The sequence below is a fragment of the Streptomyces sp. NPDC046931 genome (assembly GCF_040644655.1).
GTDB lineage: Bacteria > Actinomycetota > Actinomycetes > Streptomycetales > Streptomycetaceae > Streptomyces.
This window is the reverse complement of sequence record NZ_JBEYWX010000004.1, coordinates 130,481-151,931: the sequence shown is the minus strand read 5'-3', so window position 1 is coordinate 151,931 and position 21,451 is coordinate 130,481. Positions and strand designations below refer to the sequence as shown.

General features: G+C 69.8%; 20 protein-coding genes and 1 tRNA gene. 8 read left to right on the top strand and 13 right to left on the bottom strand.

The window, feature by feature from the left end; genetic code table 11:
- Positions 1–15: 15 nt before the first annotated feature.
- Complete coding sequence (locus ABZ876_RS10410) at positions 16–1,716, bottom strand: sodium:solute symporter family protein (RefSeq protein WP_361777388.1); 1,701 nt, start codon at positions 1,714–1,716, stop codon at positions 16–18.
- Positions 1,717–1,917: 201 nt separating this feature from the next.
- Between ABZ876_RS10410 and galT the strand changes: the two genes are divergently transcribed.
- From galT to galK, 3 genes are read left to right on the top strand one after another with little or no spacing between them, the layout of a single operon-like run.
- Complete coding sequence (galT, locus tag ABZ876_RS10405; RefSeq protein ID WP_361777385.1) at positions 1,918–2,985, top strand: galactose-1-phosphate uridylyltransferase; 1,068 nt, start codon at positions 1,918–1,920, stop codon at positions 2,983–2,985.
- On the top strand, positions 2,982–3,950 hold the full coding sequence (gene galE / locus ABZ876_RS10400; RefSeq protein WP_361777382.1) for a UDP-glucose 4-epimerase GalE: 969 nt from the start codon (positions 2,982–2,984) through the stop codon (positions 3,948–3,950). The genes galT and galE overlap by 4 nt, the downstream gene beginning before the upstream one ends.
- Positions 3,951–5,093: a galactokinase gene (gene galK / locus ABZ876_RS10395; protein WP_361777379.1), complete on the top strand. Its 1,143-nt coding sequence runs from the start codon at positions 3,951–3,953 to the stop codon at positions 5,091–5,093.
- Here the strand turns inward: galK and ABZ876_RS10390 are convergent.
- Complete coding sequence (locus tag ABZ876_RS10390) at positions 5,035–5,541, bottom strand: bifunctional GNAT family N-acetyltransferase/serine/threonine-protein kinase (RefSeq protein WP_361778109.1); 507 nt, start codon at positions 5,539–5,541, stop codon at positions 5,035–5,037. The two genes, galK and ABZ876_RS10390, sit on opposite strands and share 59 nt — an antisense overlap.
- A gap of 249 nt (positions 5,542–5,790) precedes the next feature.
- On the opposite strand from ABZ876_RS10390, the gene ABZ876_RS10385 reads away from it, so the two are divergent.
- A complete protein-coding gene (locus ABZ876_RS10385) occupies positions 5,791–6,558 on the top strand; it encodes a response regulator transcription factor (protein WP_234511628.1) in 768 nt (255 codons plus the stop codon).
- On the opposite strand, the gene tamR is transcribed toward ABZ876_RS10385, so the two are convergent.
- Positions 6,517–7,014 carry a MarR family transcriptional regulator TamR gene (gene tamR / locus ABZ876_RS10380; protein ID WP_234511630.1) on the bottom strand — a complete coding sequence of 166 codons (498 nt, stop codon included), beginning with the start codon at positions 7,012–7,014 and terminating at the stop codon, positions 6,517–6,519. The two genes, ABZ876_RS10385 and tamR, sit on opposite strands and share 42 nt — an antisense overlap.
- A gap of 165 nt (positions 7,015–7,179) precedes the next feature.
- On the opposite strand from tamR, the gene ABZ876_RS10375 reads away from it, so the two are divergent.
- Both ABZ876_RS10375 and ABZ876_RS10370 read left to right on the top strand, forming a co-directional pair.
- Entirely contained in the window at positions 7,180–8,025 is an 846-nt protein-coding gene (locus ABZ876_RS10375; RefSeq protein ID WP_361777375.1) for a trans-aconitate 2-methyltransferase, read from the top strand.
- 3 nt (positions 8,026–8,028) lie between these two features.
- Positions 8,029–8,400 (top strand): VOC family protein, encoded by a 372-nt coding sequence (locus tag ABZ876_RS10370; RefSeq protein ID WP_361777372.1) that lies wholly within the window; start codon positions 8,029–8,031, stop codon positions 8,398–8,400.
- A gap of 153 nt (positions 8,401–8,553) precedes the next feature.
- On the opposite strand, the gene ABZ876_RS10365 is transcribed toward ABZ876_RS10370, so the two are convergent.
- Both ABZ876_RS10365 and ABZ876_RS10360 read right to left on the bottom strand, forming a co-directional pair.
- Entirely contained in the window at positions 8,554–9,231 is a 678-nt protein-coding gene (locus tag ABZ876_RS10365) for a TetR/AcrR family transcriptional regulator (RefSeq protein WP_361777369.1), read from the bottom strand.
- Positions 9,228–10,238 (bottom strand): acyl-CoA desaturase, encoded by a 1,011-nt coding sequence (locus ABZ876_RS10360; RefSeq protein ID WP_361777367.1) that lies wholly within the window; start codon positions 10,236–10,238, stop codon positions 9,228–9,230. The genes ABZ876_RS10365 and ABZ876_RS10360 overlap by 4 nt, the downstream gene beginning before the upstream one ends.
- A 312-nt stretch (positions 10,239–10,550) precedes the next feature.
- On the opposite strand from ABZ876_RS10360, the gene ppc reads away from it, so the two are divergent.
- On the top strand, positions 10,551–13,283 hold the full coding sequence (gene ppc, locus ABZ876_RS10355) for a phosphoenolpyruvate carboxylase (protein ID WP_361777364.1): 2,733 nt from the start codon (positions 10,551–10,553) through the stop codon (positions 13,281–13,283).
- A gap of 66 nt (positions 13,284–13,349) precedes the next feature.
- On the opposite strand, the gene ABZ876_RS10350 is transcribed toward ppc, so the two are convergent.
- The 8 genes from ABZ876_RS10350 to ABZ876_RS10315 form a co-directional block, all read right to left on the bottom strand.
- Positions 13,350–14,057 (bottom strand): LPXTG cell wall anchor domain-containing protein, encoded by a 708-nt coding sequence (locus ABZ876_RS10350; RefSeq protein WP_361777361.1) that lies wholly within the window; start codon positions 14,055–14,057, stop codon positions 13,350–13,352.
- A 136-nt stretch (positions 14,058–14,193) separates the two neighbouring features.
- Positions 14,194–14,682, bottom strand: a complete 489-nt coding sequence (locus ABZ876_RS10345) for a hypothetical protein (protein ID WP_361777358.1) — start codon at positions 14,680–14,682, stop codon at positions 14,194–14,196.
- 65 nt (positions 14,683–14,747) lie between these two features.
- Complete coding sequence (gene pth, locus ABZ876_RS10340) at positions 14,748–15,350, bottom strand: aminoacyl-tRNA hydrolase (RefSeq protein WP_361777355.1); 603 nt, start codon at positions 15,348–15,350, stop codon at positions 14,748–14,750.
- Positions 15,351–15,419: 69 nt separating this feature from the next.
- The gene (locus tag ABZ876_RS10335) at positions 15,420–16,013 is read right to left on the bottom strand and encodes a 50S ribosomal protein L25/general stress protein Ctc (RefSeq protein ID WP_361777352.1); all 594 of its coding nucleotides are present in this window, start codon (positions 16,011–16,013) and stop codon (positions 15,420–15,422) included.
- A 236-nt stretch (positions 16,014–16,249) separates the two neighbouring features.
- Positions 16,250–17,224 (bottom strand): ribose-phosphate diphosphokinase, encoded by a 975-nt coding sequence (locus ABZ876_RS10330; protein WP_361777349.1) that lies wholly within the window; start codon positions 17,222–17,224, stop codon positions 16,250–16,252.
- A 145-nt stretch (positions 17,225–17,369) separates the two neighbouring features.
- The gene (gene glmU, locus ABZ876_RS10325) at positions 17,370–18,815 is read right to left on the bottom strand and encodes a bifunctional UDP-N-acetylglucosamine diphosphorylase/glucosamine-1-phosphate N-acetyltransferase GlmU (protein ID WP_361777346.1); all 1,446 of its coding nucleotides are present in this window, start codon (positions 18,813–18,815) and stop codon (positions 17,370–17,372) included.
- 123 nt (positions 18,816–18,938) lie between these two features.
- Positions 18,939–19,014 (bottom strand) — tRNA-Gln (locus ABZ876_RS10320).
- A 14-nt stretch (positions 19,015–19,028) separates the two neighbouring features.
- Entirely contained in the window at positions 19,029–19,889 is an 861-nt protein-coding gene (locus ABZ876_RS10315; protein WP_361777343.1) for a hypothetical protein, read from the bottom strand.
- A 167-nt stretch (positions 19,890–20,056) separates the two neighbouring features.
- Here ABZ876_RS10315 and ABZ876_RS10310 point away from each other — a divergent pair, with 167 nt between their 5' ends.
- Positions 20,057–21,373: a histidine kinase gene (locus tag ABZ876_RS10310; RefSeq protein ID WP_361777340.1), complete on the top strand. Its 1,317-nt coding sequence runs from the start codon at positions 20,057–20,059 to the stop codon at positions 21,371–21,373.
- Positions 21,374–21,451: the final 78 nt, after the last annotated feature.

Here is a 21,451-nt window from a genome sequence, read left to right as displayed (position 1 = left end):
TCCATCCTCCCGCGGTCAGATCGAGAACGGGATGTAGCAGGCGGCGGCGAGGACGACCGCGCCCCAGCCCAGCAGGGCCGGCTTGCGGTACCAGGCGTCGTCGCCCGCGGCGGGCGGCTCGGCCATGCCGGGGGACCTGGTGCCGTACACCAGTCCCTGGAGGCTCTCCTGCGGCTTGGGCGCGGTGAACAGCGACACCACCACCATGACGACCGCACCGGCCACGAACCCGGCGATCGCGGAGACGAAGTTGGCGCCCTGGTCGGAGGGGATGCGGATGATGCCGTTCTTGTAGATGACGAAGTAGTTCACCATCGCGGTCACCGTGCCTGCGAGCAGACCCCAGAAGCCGGACTTCGCGGACGCGCGCTTCCAGAACATGCCGACGATGAAGACGACGAACATCGGCACGTTGAAGAAGGAGAACAGCGTCTGGAGGTAGCTCATGATGTTCGAGAACGAGGACGCCAGGAACGCCGTGCCGATCGACGCGAGCACGCCGATCGCCGTGATGAGGCGGCCGAACCGCACGTAGTACAGGTCCTCGCGGTGCTTGACCGCGTACTTCGCCCAGATGTCGTTGGTGAACACGGTGTTGAAGGACGAGACGTTGGCCGCCATGCCGGCCATGAAGGCGGCGAGCAGTCCGGTCACCGCGATGCCGAGCACGCCGTTGGGCAGCAGCTCCTGCATCAGGTACGGGATGGCGTCGTTGTACTGGAGGCCGGAGCCGGGGGTACCGATCTTGGGGACCAGGGCGGCGGCGACCAGACCCGGGATCATCACCAGGAACACGATGAAGACCTTCGGGTAGGCGGCGATCAGCGGGGTGCGCTGGGCGGCGGAGAGGTTCTTCGCGGACAGGGCGCGCTGCACCTCGGCGAAGTTGGTCGTCCAGTAGCCGAAGGACAGGACGAAGCCGAGGCCGAGGACGATCGTCAGCCAGTTCGCGCCCAGCGGGTTGGCATGACCGATGCCGGTGCCGCCCCACGCGGTGGTGAAGTCGTGGCCATGGATCGCGCTGAGCTTGTCGGTCAGCCCGCCCCAGCCGCCGGCCTTCTTCAGACCGAGCACGGTGATGGGGATGAGGGCCGCGAGGATGACGAAGAACTGAAGTACCTCGTTGTAGATCGCGGACGACAGGCCGCCGAGGGTGATGTAGGCGAGGACGAAGAAGCCGGCTACCACGATCGCCACCCACTGGGGCCAGCCGAGCAGTGCCTCGACGACGATCGCGAGGGCGTAGAGGTTCACCCCGGCGATGAGGATGGCGGCGAAGGCGAACAGGACGGAACTGAGCAGGTGGGCCGACTTGTCGAAGCGGAGCAGCAGGAACTCGGGGACCGAGCGGACCTTGGAGCCGTAGTAGAAGGGCATCATCACCAGGCCCAGGAACACCATGGCCGGGATGGCGCCGATCCAGTACCAGTGCACCGTGTAGGCGCCGTACTGGGCGCTGTTGGCGGCCATGCCGAGGATCTCGGTGGCGGCCAGGTTCGCCGAGATGAAGGCCAGGCCGGTGATCCAGGCGGGCAGGGAGCGTCCGGAGAGGAAGAAGTCGAGGCTGGTCTTCACGGAGCGGCGGGCGGCGAAGCCGATGCCCAGGACGACGGCGAAGTAAATCCCGAGGATCGTGTAGTCGAGGCCGTTGGTCGGCAGCCGTAGACCGGCTGCCAGAACGGCGTGGCCGACGGCCGGGTATGTGGGGGTCTGCATGATCACCCGCTTCGTTGCGTGAACCGAACAGTGCGGAACCTACGCCTCAGCATTCGATTTTTGAACAGTTCTGATGATGCCCTTTGTTGGATTGTGATGTTGACTGCTGTGGTGAATCGTGGTTTGTTGTGTTGAGTTATGTTCGAAGAGGGCAGGGTCGTGGACGGGGAGTCCGGCAGTGCAGCAGAAAGGCAAGGCGTCGTGAAGAAGACCTCGACCCGGCTGGCCGACGGTCGTGAGCTCATCTACTACGACCTGCACGACGACACCGTGCGCGACGCGGTGGACCGCCGGCCGCTGGAGCGGACCGTCACGACCTCCGGGATCCGCCGCGACCCGCTGCTCGGCGACTGTGTCGCCGTCGCCTCCCACCGCCAGGGGCGCACCTACCTCCCACCCGCCGACGAGTGCCCCCTGTGCCCCTCCCGGGGGGACCGGCTGAGCGAGATCCCGGACTCCTCCTACGACGTCGTCGTCTTCGAGAACCGCTTCCCCTCGCTCGCCGGCGACTCCGGCCGCTGCGAGGTCGTCTGCTTCACCTCCGACCATGACGCGTCCTTCGCCGACCTGACCGAGGAGCAGGCCCGGCTGGTACTGGACGCCTGGACCGACCGCACCGCGGAGCTGTCCCATCTGCCCGCCGTCGAGCAGGTCTTCTGCTTCGAGAACCGCGGCCAGGAGATCGGCGTGACCCTCGGCCATCCGCACGGCCAGATCTACGCGTACCCCTTCACCACCCCGCGCACCGCCCTCATGCTCCGTTCGCTCGCCGCCCACAAGGAGGCGACCGGCGGCGAGAACCTGTTCGACGCCGTGCTGGAGCGCGAGCTGGCCGACGAGCGGGTCGTCCTGCGGGGTGAACACTGGGCCGCCTTCGTTCCCTACGCCGCGCACTGGCCGTACGAGGTCCACCTCTATCCTCGGCGCCGCGTGCCCGACCTGCTCGCGCTGGACGAGGCCGCCCGCACAGAGTTCCCCCAGGTGTATCTGGAACTCTTGAGGCGCTTCGACCGGATCTTCGGCGACCGGGAGGCTCCGACGCCCTACATCGCCGCCTGGCACCAGGCGCCGTTCGGCGCGAGGCAGGGCGAGGAAGGCACAGCCGTCAACCGTGGCGACTTCGCGCTCCACCTCGAGCTTTTCACCATTCGCCGCACTTCCGGCAAGCTGAAGTTTCTCGCGGGTTCCGAGTCCGGCATGAACGTGTTCATCAACGACGTGCCGCCGGAAGCCGCGGCCCAGCGACTGCGAGAGGTAGCGAGTTCATGAGTGGGAAGTACCTGGTCACCGGTGGCGCGGGCTATGTGGGCAGCGTGGTCGCGCAGCACCTGCTGGAAGCGGGCCACGAGGTCGTCGTCCTCGACAACCTCTCCACCGGCTTCCGCGAAGGCGTACCGGCGGGCGCTTCCTTCGTCGAGGGCGACCTCCGTGACGCCGCCAAGTGGCTCGACCCCTCCTTCGACGCGGTCCTGCACTTCGCCGCGTTCTCGCAGGTCGGCGAGTCGGTCATGAAGCCCGAGAAGTACTGGGACAACAACGTCGGCGGCACGATGGCGCTGCTCGCCGCGATGCGCGAGACGGGCGTGCGCAAGCTCGTCTTCTCCTCCACCGCGGCGACCTACGGCGAGCCGGTCAGCACGCCGATCACCGAGACCGACCCGACCGCGCCGACCTCCCCCTACGGCGCCTCCAAGCTCGCCGTCGACCACATGATCAGCGGTGAGGCGGCCGCGCACGGCCTGGGCGCGGTGTCCCTGCGCTACTTCAACGTCGCCGGCGCCTACGGCAGCTGCGGTGAGCGGCACGACCCGGAGTCCCACCTGATCCCGCTCGTCCTCCAGGTCGCGCAGGGCAGGCGGGAGGCCATCTCGGTGTTCGGCGACGACTACCCGACGCCGGACGGCACCTGCGTCCGCGACTACATCCACGTCGCGGACCTCGCCGAGGCCCACCTGCTGGCCCTGGACGCCGCCACCCCCGGCGAGCATCTGATCTGCAACCTCGGCAACGGCAACGGCTTCTCGGTGCGCGAGGTCATCGAGACCGTGCGTCAGGTCACCGGGCATCCGATCCCGGAGGTCGTGGCCCCGCGCCGGGGCGGCGACCCGGCGGTCCTGGTCGCCTCCGCGGCCACCGCCCGTGAGCGGCTGGGCTGGAACCCGTCCCGCGCGGACCTCGCGGGCATCGTCGCGGACGCCTGGGAGTTCGCGCAGAGCGTCGCAGGGGAAGAGTAGATGGGCGTACGCGAGGGGTTCACAAAGCTGTACGGGACGGCTCCGGATGGCGTCTGGGCGGCACCGGGCCGGGTGAACCTGATCGGCGAGTACACGGACTTCAACGAGGGGTTCGTGATGCCGTTCGCCCTGCCGCACACGGCGCTCGCCGCGGTCTCCCGCCGCACCGACGGCGTGCTGCGGCTGCACTCGGCGGACATCGGGGGACCGGTCGTCGAACTGCACGTCGACGAGCTCCGGCCGCGGACGGACACCGGCTGGGCCGCCTACCCGGCGGGCGTCGTCTGGGTGCTGCGTGCGGCGGGCCACCCGGTCACCGGCGCCGACCTCCATCTGTCCTCCACGGTGCCGACGGGCGCGGGACTGTCCTCGTCGGCGGCGCTGGAGGTGGTCACCGCCCTCGCGCTGAACGACCTCTACGGGCTCGGCCTGACCCGACCCGAGCTGGCGAAGCTCGCCCAGCGCGCCGAGAACGACTTCGTGGGCGTGCCGTGCGGCGTCATGGACCAGATGGCGTCGGCGTGCTCCACACAGGGCCACGCCCTGCACCTGGACTGCCGTGACCTGTCCCTGCGCCAGATCCCCTTCGACCCTGCCGCTCAGGGCCTCGCGCTGCTCGTCGTCGACACCCGGGTGAAGCACGCGCTGGGCGACGGGGCGTACGCCGAGCGGCGCGAGGGCTGCGAGGAGGGCGCACGGCAGCTCGGGGTCTCGCATCTGCGGGACGTCGCCTACGAGGACCTTCAGGATGCGCTCGCGCGCCTGCCGGACGAGCGAGCGCGCCGCTATGTGCGCCATGTGGTCTCGGACGACCACCGTGTCGACCGGGTCGTCGCCCTGCTGGACACGGGCGACATCCGGGCGATCGGGTCCGTGCTGACGGAGGGCCATGTCTCCCTGCGGGACGACCTGCGCATCTCCTGCCCGGAGCTGGACCTGGTGGTGGACACGGCGAACGCGTCCGGCGCACTGGGTGCCCGGATGACGGGCGGCGGCTTCGGCGGCTCGGCGATCGTCCTGACGGAGGCCGCCGACGCGGACACGGTCACGAAGGCGATCGAGGAGGCGTTCGGCGCCGCCGGTTTCACCGCGCCCCGGGTGTTCCCGGCGGTGCCGTCGGCAGGGGCCCGGCAGCTCGGCTGAGCTTCTTGGTCAGCGTGTACTCCGTGATCCCCGGCGGATAGTCGGGGATCACGCACACCACCTCGTAACCCTGCTTCCGGTAGAACTCCGGGGCCTGGAAGTCCCAGGTCTCCAGGCGCGCGGCCAGGCAGCCGCGCTCCTCGCGCGCGACGCGCTCCGCCTGAGCGAGCAGACGCGTGCCGAGGCCCGCACCGCGGTGGTGCTCGTCCACCCACAGATAGGCCACGTACAGCCAGCTCGCCCAGGTGTGGCCGACCAGTCCGCCCGCCAGATCCCCTGCCGCGTCGAACGCCCAGACATGCAGCGGGACTTCGCGCTCCCCCGGCGTTCCGCGCAACGCGCGCAGCACCGGCGAGGCCGCCGTGTTCGCCTCCAGCAGCCGAGCGCGGAGCAGATCGCGCCGCTCCTTGTCGACTTCTGTCTCGATACGAAACATGCGGCACACCATAAACGCCCTGGACAACCAGTTCTGCAAAATTCCTTCCGCTCCAGGCCGACGGCCCTACCCTGTGAACAGCGCCGGTGGGGGCCGGTGCTGATCAGGGGGCGAGACAGTCGGGTACGACGCCCGGGGTGGGGTAGCTGTTCCAGCACGGCGGCGGCCGTGTGGCTGCGGTGCCCCGTCCCAGCGGAAAACCGGGGAGCATTCCGGGCGCCGTACTCGCGCCGGTCGTCCCCCGAGCAGTGGGGGTTTTCAGTGGTGCGCATCCGAGTCCTGGTCGTCGACGACCACCGTATCTTCGCCGAGTCGCTCGCGGCCGCCCTGGCCGCCGAGCCCGATGTCGAGGTGTCCGCGGCCGGCAGTGGTCCGGCCGCTCTGCGCTGCCTGGACCGCGCGGCCGCGGAGGGCCGCAGATTCGACGTGATGCTCGTCGACGCGGACCTCGGCGGCAATCTGCCGGGCTCTCGTCCCGCGGTTCCCGTCCAGGAGGCCAACGAGGACGGGCTCGTCGACGGCATCTCACTCGTCGCCGGTGTCCGCTCCGGACAGCCCGGTGTGCGGATCGTCGTCCTCGCCGAGAAGGACGACCCGCGCCGGGCCGCCGTCGCCCTTCAGGCGGGCGCTTCCGGCTGGGTCGCCAAGGACTGCTCGCTGTCCCGGCTGCTCACCGTCATCCGGGGCGTGTTGCGCGACGAGACGCACCTTCCGCCCGCCCTGCTCACCGGTGTCCTGCGCGAGCTGACCGCGGCCCGCAAGCACCGCACCGAGAGCGAGCGGCTGGTGGAGTCCCTGACGCCCCGAGAGCGGGAAGTGCTGCGGTGTATGGTCGCCGGGCTCGGCCGCAAGGCCGTCGCCGAGCGGCTGTTCCTGTCCCCGCACACCGTCCGCACCCATATGCAGAACGTGCTGGGGAAGCTGGGCGTCCACTCCACCCTCGCCGCCGTCGCCCTCGCCCGCCGTGCCGGGGTCGGGCCGGTCGACCTAGCCGGGGATGTTGTCGAACGGGGCGGTCAGCTGGCGTAGCAGCGCGGCCAGTTCACCGCGCTGGGCCGAGCTCAGCTCCGACAGGATCGCGCGCTCCTGGTCGAGCAGTCCGGCGAGCGCCTGGTCCGCCCGGTCCCGGCCCTCGTCGGTGAGGCGCACCAGTACGCCCCGGCGGTCGCTGGGATCGGGCAGCCGCTCGACCAGGCCCTTCTTCGCCAGGCGGTCGATGCGGTTGGTCATCGTGCCCGAGGTGACCAGTGTCTGGGTCAGCAGCTGGCCGGGGGAGAGCTGATAGGGGGTGCCGGCCCGGCGAAGCGCGGTGAGAACGTCGAACTCCCAGGGCTCCAGACTGTGCTCGGAGAATGCCAGCCGGCGCGCACGGTCCAGGTGCCGGGCCAGCCTGCTCACCCGGCTGAGGACCTCGAGCGGTTCCACGTCGAGGTCCGGGCGCTCTCGGCGCCATGCCGCGACCAGCCGATCGACCTCGTCCTCCATGACGATCAGTGTAGTGGTTGTGTCGACATGAAGTCTCTTGATGTGGAGTCTCTTGACGTCGAGATAGCTGGATACGAGGATGACCTTGCGTGCGGAGGCGTCGTCAAACGGGGGCGACGCCTCCGTACGCGGACGTCGAGCCGTTCACCACGAGGAGGCCCTGCTATGCCCGCCGCGCCCACCTGGGACCCCGCGCAGTACCTGCGCCACGCCGGTCACCGTGCCCGCCCCTTCGTCGACCTGCTCGCCCGCGTCCCCACGTTGCCCGACAGCCCGCCCCGCATCGCCGACCTCGGCTGCGGCCCCGGCAACGTCACCGTCCTGCTCGCCGACCGCTGGCCCACCGCCCACATCACCGGCTACGACAACTCGCCCGAGATGCTCGACCGGGCCCACACCCACCACGAAGGCCCCACCGCGGATGGGGGTGCCTCCCTGTTCGAGCGAAGCCGAGAGCTTGGGGGAGGCCGCCTCGACTTCGCCCACGCCGACGCCCGCACCTGGACGCCCGCGGAGCCGTACGACCTGATCATCAGCAACGCCACCCTGCAATGGGTGCCCGGACACGCCGGCCGCTTCCCCGACTGGGTGGCCGCGCTGAAACCGGGCGGCACCTTCGCCTTCCAGGTGCCCGGAAACTTCGACTCCCCCAGCCACCGGCTGATGCGGGAGCTCGCTCACTCCGCCCGCTGGAAGGACCGCCTGGCCGGGACCCTGCGCCATGACGACGCCGTGCTCACTCCCCACGCCTACCTGGAGCACCTCACCGGCCTCGGCTGCGAGGCGGACGTCTGGGAGACGACGTACCTGCATCTGCTCCAGGGCGAGGACCCGGTCCTGGACTGGGTGAAGGGCACCGGACTGCGGCCCGTCCTCACCGAGCTGGGCGACGAGGCGGAAAAGTTCCTCGCCGACTACCGCGCGGCCCTGCGCGAGGCGTACCCGGCCGGCGGCCACGGCACGGTGTTCCCGTTCCGCCGCATCTTCGCCGTCGCCACGAAGGGGGCCTGAGCCGTGCTGGCCGCCGTCGACCACGTCCAGCTCGCGGCCCCGCCCGGCTCCGAGGAGCTGCTGCGGGCGTACTACGGCGATGTCCTGGGCATGGCCGAGATCCCCAAGCCGCCGGTGCTCGCGGGGCGCGGTGGCTGCTGGTTCCAGGCGGGGGCCGTGCAGCTGCACCTGGGGATCGAGGAGGACTTCCGGCCCGCGCGGAAGGCGCACCCGGGGCTGCGGGTGACGGACATCGAGGCGTACGCCGCCCGGCTCGCCGCGCATGGAGCGACGGTGACCTGGGACGGCGACCTGCCGGGCCACCGGCGCTTCTACTCGGAGGATCCGGTGGGGAACCGGCTGGAGTTCCTGGAGCCGCTGGCTACAGACGCCTGAGAGCGTCCAGCGTGATGTCGAGGTCGATGTCGATGGCGAACGGCTCGGCAGACATGGGATTCGTCCCATGAACGGGATTCTCGGACCGTGTACCCACCGTAGCGGGCGAGACCGACAAAGCTCATCACATCGGGTGATCAGGGACCCCGGGCGTCAGCTCTTGCGATGACCTATCAGCCGAGGCTTCGGCTCCAGACCGTCCAGCCCGTGCCACGCCAGATTCACCAGATGCGCCGCGACCTCGGCCTTCTTCGGGCGGCGCACATCCAGCCACCACTGGCCCGTCAGCGCCACCATGCCCACCAGCGCCTGCGCGTACAGCGGGGCCAGCTTCGGGTCGAAGCCGCGGCTCTTGAACTCGCGGCCCAGGATGTCCTCCACCTGCGTGGCGATGTCCGAGATCAGGGACGCGAAGGAACCCGTCGACTGCGGGATCGGCGAGTCACGGACCAGGATGCGGAACCCGTCCGTGTACTCCTCGATGTAGTCCAGCAGCGCGAACGCCGCCTGCTCGCACAGCTCCCGCGGATGCCCCGCCGTCAGCGAGCTCGTCACCATGTCCAGCAGGCGCCGCATCTCGCGGTCGACCACCACCGCGTACAGGCCCTCCTTGCCGCCGAAGTGCTCGTACACCACCGGCTTGGAGACCCCGGCCTTCGCCGCGATCTCCTCCACCGACGTGCCCTCGAACCCCTTCGCGGCGAACAGCGTGCGACCGATCTCCAGCAACTGCTGACGGCGCTCCGCCCCGGTCATCCGGGTGCGGCGGGTCCGCCGCGGCTTGTCGGTGCTGGGAGTGCTGGAGGAGTCGGTCGCCACGCTGTCAATCATGCCGTGCCGGCGGTCGCCTTCCCGCGCCGGGAGCCCTTCCCCTCGGTGCTGCGGCGGGAATCGATACGCGAGCGTGACGGCCAGCGCACGTCGTATGCCCAGCCCAGCTGCTCGAACCAGCGGATGATCCGCGCCGAGGAGTCCAGCTGGCCCCGCTCCACCCCGTGCCGCGCCGACGTCGGATCCGCGTGGTGCAGGTTGTGCCACGACTCGCCGCACGACAGGACCGCCAGCCACCACACGTTCCCCGACCGGTCCCGGGACTTGAACGGGCGCTTGCCGACCGCGTGACAGATGGAGTTGATCGACCAGGTCACATGGTGCAGCAACGCCACCCGGACGAGGGATCCCCAGAACAACGCCGTGAAAGCGCCCCACCAGGACATCGTCACCAGACCGCCGATCAGCGGCGGCAGCAGCAGCGACAACACCGTCCACAGCACGAACTGGCGGGAGATCGCCCGCAGCGCCCGGTCCTTGATCAGATCCGGCGCGTACTTGTCCTGCGGCGTCTGCTCCTCATCGAACATCCAGCCGATATGAGCCCACCACAGGCCCTTCATCAGCGCGGGCACCGTCTCCCCGTAACGCCAGGGAGAGTGAGGGTCGCCCTCGGCGTCCGAGAACTTGTGGTGCTTGCGGTGATCGGCGACCCAGCGCACCAGCGGCCCCTCCACGGCCATCGACCCGGCGATCGCCAGAGCGATCTTCAAGGGCCGCTTCGCCTTGAACGAGCCATGGGTGAAGTGGCGGTGGAAACCGATCGTGATGCCGTGACAGCCCAGGTAGTAGAAGAAGACCAGCAGACCCAGATCGAGCCAGCTCACACCCCATCCCCAGGCCAGCGGCACCGCGGCGACAAGCGCCAGGAAGGGGACGGTGATGAAGAGCAGCAGGGTGATCTGCTCGATCGAGCGCTTCTGCTCGCCACCCAGCGTCGCCGAGGGCAGCGCGGTGTCGTCGTTCGCCTCCGGGGCGTCTTCGATCACATCGGAGCTTGTGGTCATGGGCGTCCCCTGTGGGGTCGAGGGTCGAGGGTTGAGGCAGGTGCCCGGGATACGGACCCAGAGGGCTCCCCGGATCCGACGGAGACCTTACGCTTCCGTAACCTACGGCGTCGTAAGTATGGCAGCGCGCCGCCCGGCGGCAAGAGCCCCTGAGGCTGCGCGTCAGCGTGGCCACCTATCCTTGGAGTCGGTCGGACAGCGCGGTCCGCTCTGTTTTCTTCCCGGATGCCCGGCCCGTATGCGGCACCCGCCGCGCGGCACCGCTCCGGGTCCCCTCCCAGATGAGCTTCAACACTGCAAGGAGCCGCACCTGTGAGCAGTGCCGACGACCAGACCACGACGACCAGCAGCGAGCTGCGCGCGGACATCCGCCGACTGGGTGATCTACTCGGCGAGACCCTCGTCAGACAGGAGGGCCCCGAGCTCCTGGAACTGGTCGAGCGAGTCCGCCGGCTGACCCGCGAGGACGGGGAGGCCGCCGCCGAGCTGCTGCGCGGCACCGAACTGGAGACCGCCGCCAAGCTGGTACGTGCCTTCTCGATCTACTTCCACCTGGCGAACGTCACCGAGCAGGTGCACCGCGGCCGCGAACTGCGCGCCAAGCGCGCCGCCGAAGGCGGACTCCTCGCCCGCACCGCCGACCGGCTCAAGGACGCCGACGCCGAGCACCTCCGCGACACCGTCCGCCACCTCAACGTCCGCCCCGTCTTCACCGCGCACCCCACCGAGGCCGCGCGCCGCTCCGTCCTCAACAAGCTCCGGCGCATCGCCGCGCTCCTGGAGACCCCGGTCCTGGTCAGCGACCGCCGTCGCCACGACACCCGGCTCGCCGAGAACATCGACCTCGTCTGGCAGACCGACGAGCTCAGGGTCGTCCGCCCGGAACCCGCCGACGAGGCCCGCAACGCCATCTACTACCTGGACGAACTGCACGCCGGCGCGGTCGGCGACGTCCTGGAGGACCTCACCGCCGAACTGGAGCGCGTCGGCGTCAAGCTGCCCGACGACACCCGCCCCCTCACCTTCGGCACCTGGATCGGCGGCGACCGCGACGGCAACCCCAACGTGACCCCCGAGGTCACCTGGGAGGTGCTCATCCTCCAGCACGAGCACGGCATCAACGACGCGCTGGACATGATCGACGAGCTGCGCGGACTGCTCTCCCAGTCCATCCGCTACACCGGCGCCACCGACGAACTCCTCGAGTCCCTGAAGGCCGACCTGGACCGGCTGCCCGGCATCAGCCCCCGCTACAAGCGCCTCAACGCCGAGGAGCCCTACCGCCTCAAGGCGACCTGCATCCGCCAGAAGCTCGTCAACACCAAGAAGCGCCTGGCCAAGGGCACCGCACACCAGCCCGGGCGGGACTACCTCGGCACCAACGAGCTCCTGCACGACCTGCGGATCATCCAGACCTCCCTGCGCACCCACCGCGGCCACCTCTTCGCCGACGGCCACCTCGCCCGCACCATCCGCACCCTCGCCGCCTTCGGTCTCCAGCTCGCCACCATGGACGTCCGCGAGCACGCCGACGCCCACCACCACGCCCTCGGCCAGCTCTTCGACCGGCTCGGCGAGGAATCCTGGCGCTACGAGGACATGCCCCGCGAGTACCGGCACAAGCTGCTCGCCAAGGAACTGCGCTCCCGGCGGCCCCTGGCCCCCACCCCCGCTCCCCTCGACGCGGCCGGCACCAAGACCCTCGGCGTCTTCGAGACGGTCAAGCGGGCCCTGGACGTCTTCGGCCCCGAGGTCGTCGAGTCCTACATCATCTCCATGTGCCAGGGCGCCGACGACGTGTTCGCCGCCGCCGTCCTCGCCCGCGAGGCCGGCCTGGTCGACCTGCACGCCGGCTGGGCGAAGATCGGCATCGTCCCGCTCCTGGAGACCACCGACGAGCTCAGGGCCGCCGACACCATCCTCGAGGACATGCTCGCCGACCCCTCCTACCGCCGCCTCGTCGCCCTGCGCGGCGACGTCCAGGAGGTCATGCTCGGCTACAGCGACTCCTCCAAGTTCGGCGGCATCACCACCTCCCAGTGGGAGATCCACCGCGCCCAGCGCCGCCTGCGCGACGTCGCCCACCGCTACGGCGTGCGCCTGCGGCTCTTCCACGGCCGCGGCGGCACCGTCGGACGGGGCGGCGGCCCGACCCACGACGCGATCCTCGCCCAGCCCTGGGGCACCCTGGAAGGCGAGATCAAGGTCACCGAACAGGGCGAGGTCATCTCCGACAAGTACCTCATCCCCTCCCTCGCCCGCGAGAACCTGGAACTCACGGTCGCCGCCACCCTCCAGGCATCCGCGCTGCACACCGCCCCCCGCCAGTCCGACGAGGCCCTCGCCCGCTGGGACGCCGCCATGGACGTCGTCTCCGACGCCGCCCACGCCGCCTACCGCAGGCTCGTCGAGGACCCCGACCTGCCCGCCTACTTCTTCGCCTCCACCCCCGTCGACCAGCTCGCCGACCTCCACCTCGGCTCCCGCCCCTCCCGCCGCCCCGACTCCGGCGCCGGACTCGACGGGCTGCGCGCCATCCCCTGGGTGTTCGGCTGGACCCAGTCCCGGCAGATCGTCCCCGGCTGGTTCGGCGTCGGCTCCGGCCTGAAGGCGCTGCGCGAGGCCGGCCTCGACACCGTGCTCGCCGAGATGCACGAACAGTGGCACTTCTTCCGCAACTTCGTCTCCAACGTGGAGATGACCCTGGCCAAGACCGACCTGCGGATCGCGCGCCACTACGTGGACACCCTCGTACCCGACGAACTCAAGCACGTCTTCGAGACCATCCAGGCCGAACACGAGCTGACCGTCCGCGAGGTCCTGCGGATCACCGGCGGGAGCGAACTGCTGGACGCCCAGCCCGTCCTCAAGCAGACCTTCGCCATCCGCGACGCCTACCTCGACCCGATCTCCTACCTCCAGGTCGCCCTGCTCAAGCGCCAGCGCGACGCCGCCGCCGACGGCGCCGAACCCGACCCGCTGCTCTCCCGCGCCCTGCTGCTGACGGTCAACGGCGTGGCGGCCGGACTGCGCAACACCGGCTGACACGCCCCTGAACACGACAGTGCCCCCGAGCCCCGCACGGGCCCGGGGGCACTGCCGTGCCATAGGTCAGCCCCGGCCGGCCGCCCTGCGGCGGACCACCAGGTAACCGCCCGCGGCGACCAGCGCCGCCGCGGCCCCGGCCAGCGCACCCACCGGGGCAGCGCTGCCGGTCTCGGCGAGATCGCCACCCCCGCCCTGAGGCGACGGAGCCGACGACACCGCGGCGGACGCACCGGGCGACGCGGACGACGCCGCACCAGTCGACGCGGCCGGAGACGGCCCGCCGGACACCGGGGCGGACGGCGTCGCGCTCGCGGACGGCGTCGCGCTCGCGGAGGGGCCACCGCCCGGCCCCGAACCCTTGCCGTCGCCGCAGTCCGTCCAGAACACCTTGTGCTTGGCGGCGCCCTTCTCACCGTCGAAGTTCCAGAACAGCTTGTAGTGCCCGTCGGGCAGCGACAGGTCCTGCGTACGGCCGTGGCCCCCGGAGTCCAGGGTGAGGGCACCCGACTTCACCGTCTCGCCCTTGGTGGCGGCGGTCGGAGCCCAGGCCTCGATGTGCCAGTCGACCTGCTGGACGCCGTCGAACCCGAAGGCGTCGAGGTAGAACGTGCAGACGTGCGGTTCGTTACGGCGCAGCTCCTCGCCGGTCGAGGCGTCATGGATCTTCACCGTGCCGTTGTCGCCCGGGGCCGTCGCATGGGCGGAGGGAGCGGACAGCAGGGCCGCTGAGGCGGCGGCGACGAAAGCGCCGGAGAACGTGAGGGTACGCATGGGCAGTCCATCTTCGAGAAAGGCCGACGGAAGATGTGGAGGGGGCGGCTCAGCTTCCGGCCCAGCCCGGCGACGGGTCAATCACGAACGCACAACACATGGACCTTCCACAGACATGGAAGTCGCCCGAACACCCTCAGAGCACCACGAACGCGGCCGTCAGCAGCGCGATCCCCGCCCCCGCCAGCACCCACGCCGCACGCACCAGCCGCAACCCGCCCGCCACCACGACCGACGCCAGCAACAGCGCCCCGCCCAGCGGAATCCACGCATACAGGATTCCCGCCGGGCCCGACCGCACGACGTCGTCCGAATCCGGCTTCACGACCACCGTGTACGTCTGCCCCTGCTGCACCGCGACCGTCTGACGGATCACAACCCTCGCGCGCGGCCTCGCCCCGGCCGACAGAGGAGTGAACGGACCACTGCACGTGTCCTCCCCGCACCGGGTCACCTCCACCGTGCCCCGCTCACGGCCCTTGGTCAGCATCACGTACTGCGCGGTGCCCCAGGAACCCCAGACGCCGGCGATCAGGATCAGCGCGGCGACCGTACCCATCGCCGCGAACCGCCCGAGGCGCAGCACCGCGACCGAGCCCTGGCTGGAGGAGGCAGCAGAAGGCATGGCCGCGATCCTTGGCCATGCCGCTGTGCCCGGTCAACTCCGGCACCGCCCCGCGGACCGACAAGTCAGGAGTTGTACGTGCTTTGCGCCCGCTCCAGCCCCTCGATCACCAGACACTCCACCCCGTCCGCCGCACGGTCCACGAAGTAGTCCAGCTCCTTGCGCTCCGCCGACGAGAAGTCCTTCAGCACGAAATCCGCGACCTGCATACGCCCCGGCGGACGCCCGATCCCGAACCGCACCCGGTGATAGTCCGCCCCCATCGCCTTCGTCATCGACTTCAGCCCGTTGTGCCCGTTGTCGCCGCCGCCCAGCTTCAGCCGCAGCGTCCCGTAGTCGATGTCCAGCTCATCGTGCACCGCCACGATGTTCGCCACCGGCACCTTGTAGAAGTCCCGCAGGGCGTTCACCGGACCACCCGACAGATTCATGTACGACATCGGCTTCGCCAGGATCACCCGACGGCTCGCCGGACCCGGCGGACCGATCCGCCCCTCCACTACCTGCGCCTGCGCCTTGCCCGCCCGCTTGAACTTCCCCCCGATCCGCTCCGCCAGCAGATCGGCCACCATGAACCCGACATTGTGCCGGTTCATCGCGTAATCAGGCCCCGGATTCCCGAGACCCACAACCAGCCAGGGACCGCCCGCGTCGGTCGTCACGTCCATGTCTCCTTGATACGCGCCAGCCGCTGCCCCTCCCGGGAACAGCGGCTGACAAAACGATGACGGTGAGGATCAGGCCTCGGCGGCCTCTTCGCCCTCGGCCTCCTCGCCCGCCGGCGCCTCCTCGGCCTGCGCGGCCAGGACCTGCAGCACGACCGCGTCCTCGTCGACGGCCAGCGTCACACCGCTCGGCAGAGCGATGTCCTTGGCGTGGACCGAGGCACCGGCCGCCAGACCCTCGACCGAGACGGTGAGCGCCTCGGGGATGTGCGTGGCCTCGGCCTCGACCGGCAGCGCGTTCAGGACGTGCTCCAGCAGATTGCCACCCGCGGCGAGCTCGCCCTCGGTGTGGACCGGGATCTCGACGGTGACCTTCTCGCCGCGCTTCACCAGCAGCAGGTCGACGTGCTCCAGGAAGCCCTTCAGCGGGTCACGCTGCACGGCCTTCGGGATCGCCAGCTCGGTCTTGCCGTCGATGTCCAGCGAGATCAGGACGTTCGGCGTACGCAGCGCCAGCAGCAGGTCGTGACCCGGCAGCGTCAGGTGCAGCGGCTGCGTACCGTGCCCGTAGAGCACACCCGGAACCTTGCTCTCACGACGGATACGACGCGCGGCACCCTTACCGAACTCGGTGCGCGTCTGGGCGACGAGCTTCACCTCGGACATCTTCACTCCTCGTAGAAATCAGCGAACGAACGTGGTCACCCGGCCACGAACGGCCTGCTACGAAGAGCGCGTCGATTACGGACCGCCGTACGCATGAGTACGGCCTCCCTCGCCGAGCAACTCGAGCAGTCTACTCGGAGGGGAGGCCGCACCCAAAAGGATCATCAGCCGGACACCGTCACCGGCCGGACACCGTCACCGGCCGAGCGGCATCACCGCTCGTGCACCGTCCGGCATCACTGCTCGTCGAACAGACTCGTCACCGAGCCGTCCTGGAACACCTCGCGCACCGCCCTCGCGATCGTCGGCGCGATCGACAGCACCGTGATCTTGTCCAGCTCCAGCTCACCCGGCGTCGGCAGCGTGTTCGTGAACACGAACTCACTCACCTTCGAGTTCTTCAGACGGTCCGCCGCCGGACCGGACAGCACACCGTGCGTGGCCGTCACGATCACGTCCTCCGCACCATGGGCGAACAGCGCGTCCGCAGCCGCACAGATCGTGCCACCCGTGTCGATCATGTCGTCGACCAGGACACAGATCCGGCCCCGCACATCACCGACGACCTCGTGCACCGTCACCTGGTTCGCCACGTCCTTGTCGCGCCGCTTGTGCACGATCGCCAGCGGTGCACCCAGACGGTCGCACCAACGGTCCGCGACCCGCACCCGGCCCGCGTCCGGCGACACCACGGTCAGCTTCTCGCGGTCCACCTTGTGACCCACGTAGTCCGCCAGCAGCGGCAGCGCGAACAGGTGATCCACCGGCCCGTCGAAGAAGCCCTGGATCTGGTCCGTGTGCAGATCCACCGTGAGGATGCGGTCCGCACCCGCCGTCTTCATCAGGTCCGCGATCAGACGCGCCGAAATCGGTTCACGTCCCCGGTGCTTCTTGTCCTGCCGCGCGTAACCGTAGAAGGGCACAATCACCGTGATGGAGCGGGCCGACGCGCGCTTCAGCGCGTCGATCATGATCAACTGCTCCATGATCCACTTGTTGATCGGAGCCGTGTGGCTCTGGATCAGGAAGCAGTCGGCGCCACGCGCCGACTCCTGGTAGCGGACGTAGATCTCACCGTTCGCGAAGTCGAAGGCCTTCGTCGGGACGACCCCGACATCCAGCTGGTGGGCGACCTCCTCGGCAAGCTCGGGGTGGGCGCGGCCGGAGAAGAACATCAACTTCTTCTGGCCGGTCGTCTTGATCCCGGTCACGACACTGTCTCCTCAGAGGTGTTCTCAGCTCGGCGCCAAGGGGCCTCGCAGCCCACGTCCGCGGGATGCGATCCGCCGTCTCGGCTGGTGGGGGTGCGGGTGTGCACTTATCACGGTACGCCGTGTCAGACGCACCTGTTTCCGCTCAGTCTTCGCCCTCCGGCTCCCGGGAAGCCGCCTCGGCCGCCTTCGCCGCCGCGCTCCCCGGACGCTTACGAGCCACCCAACCCTCGATATTCCGCTGCTGACCACGGGCCACGGCCAGCGAACCGGGCGGCACGTCCTTCGTGATCACGGACCCCGCGGCGGTGTACGCACCGTCCCCGACCGTGACAGGAGCCACAAACATGTTGTCCGAACCGGTACGGCAGTGCGACCCCACCGTGGTGTGGTGTTTGTCCTGTCCGTCATAGTTCACGAACACGCTCGCCGCACCGATGTTCGTGTACTCACCGATCGTCGCGTCGCCCACGTACGACAGATGCGGCACCTTCGTGCCCTCACCGATGGAGGCGTTCTTGGTCTCCACATACGTACCGACCTTGGACCTCACGCCCAGATGCGTACCGGGCCGCAGATACGCGTACGGGCCCACCGACGCCTGGGGCCCCACGACCGCGCCGTCGGAGACGGTGTTGTCCACCCGTGCCCCCGCGCCCACCCGGGTGTCCTTCAGCCGCGAGTTGGGTCCGACCTCGGCCCCCTCACCGATATGCGTGGCCCCGGTCAGCTGTGTCCCCGGCTGCACCACCGCGTCCTGCTCGAAGGTGACCGTCACATCGACCCACGTGGTCGCCGGGTCGACGATCGTGACCCCGGCCAGCATCGCCTCGGTCAGCAGCCGGTCGTTGAGGATGCGGCGCGCCTCGGCCAGCTGCACCCGGTTGTTGATGCCGGCGATCTCCCGGTGGTCGCCCGCCACGGACGCGCCGACCCGGTGCCCGGCCGACCGCAGTATGCCGAGCACGTCCGTCAGGTACTCCTCACCCTGGCTGTTGTCGGTCCTGACCTTCTTCAGGGACTCGGCGAGAAGCTGCCCGTCGAAGGCGAAGACCCCGGAGTTGATCTCACGGATCGCGCGCTGGGCGTCGGAGGCGTCCTTGTGCTCGACGATCGCGGTGACGGCACCGGTGCCGTCCCGGACGATACGGCCGTAGCCGGTGGCGTCGGGCACCTCCGCGGTGAGCACCGTGACGGCGTTGCCGTCCTCCTGGTGCGTGCCGGCCAGGCGGCGGAGCGTTTCACCGGTGAGCAGCGGGGTGTCTCCACACACGACGACCACGGTTCCGTCGACGGACCCGCCCAGCTCCTCCAGGGCCATCCGGACGGCGTGGCCGGTGCCGTTCTGCTCGGTCTGGACGGCCGTGCGGACACCCGGGTCGATCTCGGCGAGATGGGCGCCGACCTTCTCCCTGGCGTGGCCCACGACGACGACGAGGTTCTCGGGCTTCAATTCGCGTGCGGCGGCGAGCACATGACCGACGAGGGAACGGCCGCAGATGTCGTGCAGGACCTTGGGTGTGGCCGACTTCATACGGGTGCCCTCACCCGCTGCGAGAACGACGACGGCGGCCGGGCGGATGGCGCTCACGGGGATGCCCTTCGGCTTCATGGGGTGGGGTGGACATCCGCAGGATACCGGGGTGTTCCTGGGGGGACATGAGAGCGGGCCCTGACGGTGCTGTCAGGGCCCGGAGCGAGGTCTTGTGTGCTGTGGCTCCCCCGCAAGGATTCGAACCTTGTCCTGCTGGTACCAAAAACCAGTGTGCTGCCAGTTACACCACGGGGGACAGCGCCTCAGACCTTACCGGAGACGTGCCTGCGCGTGGGCCACGATTCCCTCCCACCAGCCCTCGATGCGGTTGTACAGATGAGCGCTCTTCGCCACGGCGATGACCAGGCAGCCGTGGTAGTCGTCCCCGGTGTTCTTGCGGACCGTCTTGGGGTTGTGCTTCTTGAGCGTCGGTTTCGCGAAGGCCGACACGTCGACGCCGGCGATGTCGGCCCAGTAGCGCTGTGCGGCCTGCACATCGGCGGACTCGTGGATGAGTACGCGGAAACCCAGGCGCTCCCGGTCCACCTCGAGCAGGTCGAGCCACGCGAGGTAGGTCTGGACCACCCCCGGGTCGCTGTTGACGAAGATCGCCCGCTCGCGTCGGTCGTAAGGCTTGCTCTTCGACCCTTCGGCCCAGTAGAGCGCGACTCCCGCCAGAAACAGCTCGCGGTCCGTCAGCGCTGCGATCTCGCGGAACGCCGCGAACTTGGTTTTCCTGCGGTCATCGTGCTCCGCGGCGCGGCGCCTCGCCAGTCCCTCGCGCATGAGGGCTTGCTGTTCCTCCGGGGTATAGCGAGGTTCGGGCCTCGGCAGATCCCGCACCCACAGCGAGACCGAGCTCCTCGAGCACCCCAGCTCCGCCTCGATCCGGTCGTACGTCCAGCCCTGGAGGCGTAGTTCCCGTGCCCTCGCGCGGAGGTCGTCCTTGGCGTTCGGGCGCCTCGTCCAGGACGGTGGGGGCTCGCCCTTCACCAGCCGGCTGAGGATGTCGTTGTTGAAGATCTTCAGCTCGTCGCGGATCTGGCGAAGGCTGTAGCCGGCCCGTCGCAGTGTCACCGCCCGCTCCCTGAGGCTCTCGAAGTCCGCGTACTTGCCCTGTGCGTGTGCCATGGGCATAGCCTCGGGGCGGAATCCGGGCTTCCAGGGTCGAACGGTGTGCGATTCAGCAGTTCGAGGGATTCCGGACGGTTTCGCTTCTGTTCGATTACGGGGTGTGGTGTGACGCGGCAGCCGAAACTCACCGGAAAACCCCCGCCCCGCGCCCGTAGGCTGGAGCCATGACCAGGACGGGGGAAGTCCGCACAGGGGCCGGGGAAGGCCCCTGGTGGTGGGCGCGGTGGCGCAGTGCCGTGCTCGACATCTCGCTCGCCGCGCTGTCCGCCGTGGAGTGCGCGGTCGAGGGGATCCAGTTCTCGCGGGACGCCGGCCTGCCCGTCCCCGTGGGGATGGCGTTCGGGCTGTTCGCCGGTGTGACCCTGCTGCTCAGGCGCCGGTGGCCGGTCGCCGTCGTACTGGTGTCCATCGCGATCACGCCCGCCCAGATGGGGTTCCTGATGGGCGTGGTGGGGCTGTACACCCTGGCCGCCTCGGAGCTGCCCCGGCGGATCACCGCCGCCCTGGCGGGCATGTCGTTCGCCGGGATGTTCATCGTGACGTACGTGCGGGCCCACCAGGGGCTGGTTCGGGGGGATCTGTCGATCGCCGGCGGGTTCATCCCCTTCCTGTCCGTCACGACGGCGCTGGGCATGACGGCCCCGCCGGTCCTGCTGGGGCTCTACATCGGTGCCCGGCGGCGGCTGATGGAGAGCCTGCGGGAGCGGGCGGACTCGCTGGAGCGGGAGCTGATGCTGCTCGCGGAGCGGGCGGAGGAGCGGGCCGAGTGGGCGCGCAACGAGGAGCGGACCCGGATCGCCCGGGAGATGCACGACGTGGTGGCGCACCGGGTGAGCCTCATGGTCGTGCACGCGGCCGCGCTCCAGGCGGTGGCGCGGAAGGATCCCGAGAAGGCGGTCAGGAACGCCGTGCTGGTGGGGGACATGGGGCGGCAGGCGCTGACCGAGTTGCGGGAGATGCTCGGAGTGCTGCGGACGGGGGATGGGGCCGTGGGACGGCCTGCCCGGTCCACGGTGCCGTTGGCGGCCGTGGGGGCGGCGGCCGCGGCGGCGTCGCGGGTTTTCGAGGACTCCTCCGAGGGGCCGTGCCTGGCGGAGCTGGAGGAGCTGATCGGGCAGTCGGCGGCGGCCGGGATGGTCGTGAACCTGTCGGTCGAGGGCGAGGCGCGGTCGTACGCGCGTGAGGTCGAGCAGACCGCGTACCGGGTGGTACAGGAGGCGCTGACCAACGTGCACAAGCATGCGGCGGGCGCGAAGACGCATGTGCGGCTCGCGCATCGTGCGGCGGAGATCGCGATGCAGGTGGAGAACGAGCCGCCGCCGGAGCCGGGGTCGGCTCGGGAGGCGCGGCTGCCCAGTGGGGGCAATGGCCTGGTGGGGATGAAGGAGCGGGTCAGTGCGCTGGGCGGGGTGTTTGTGTCGGGGCCTACGGATGCGGGTGGCTTCCGGGTGTCGGCGGTGATTCCGGCGGAGGCGGCGTAGCGGGGGTGCGGGGCTCGTACGGCCGGTCGCGGTGCGGGTGGTGCCGGTGGGCATCTGGTCGGCGGGGGTGCCGTTGGG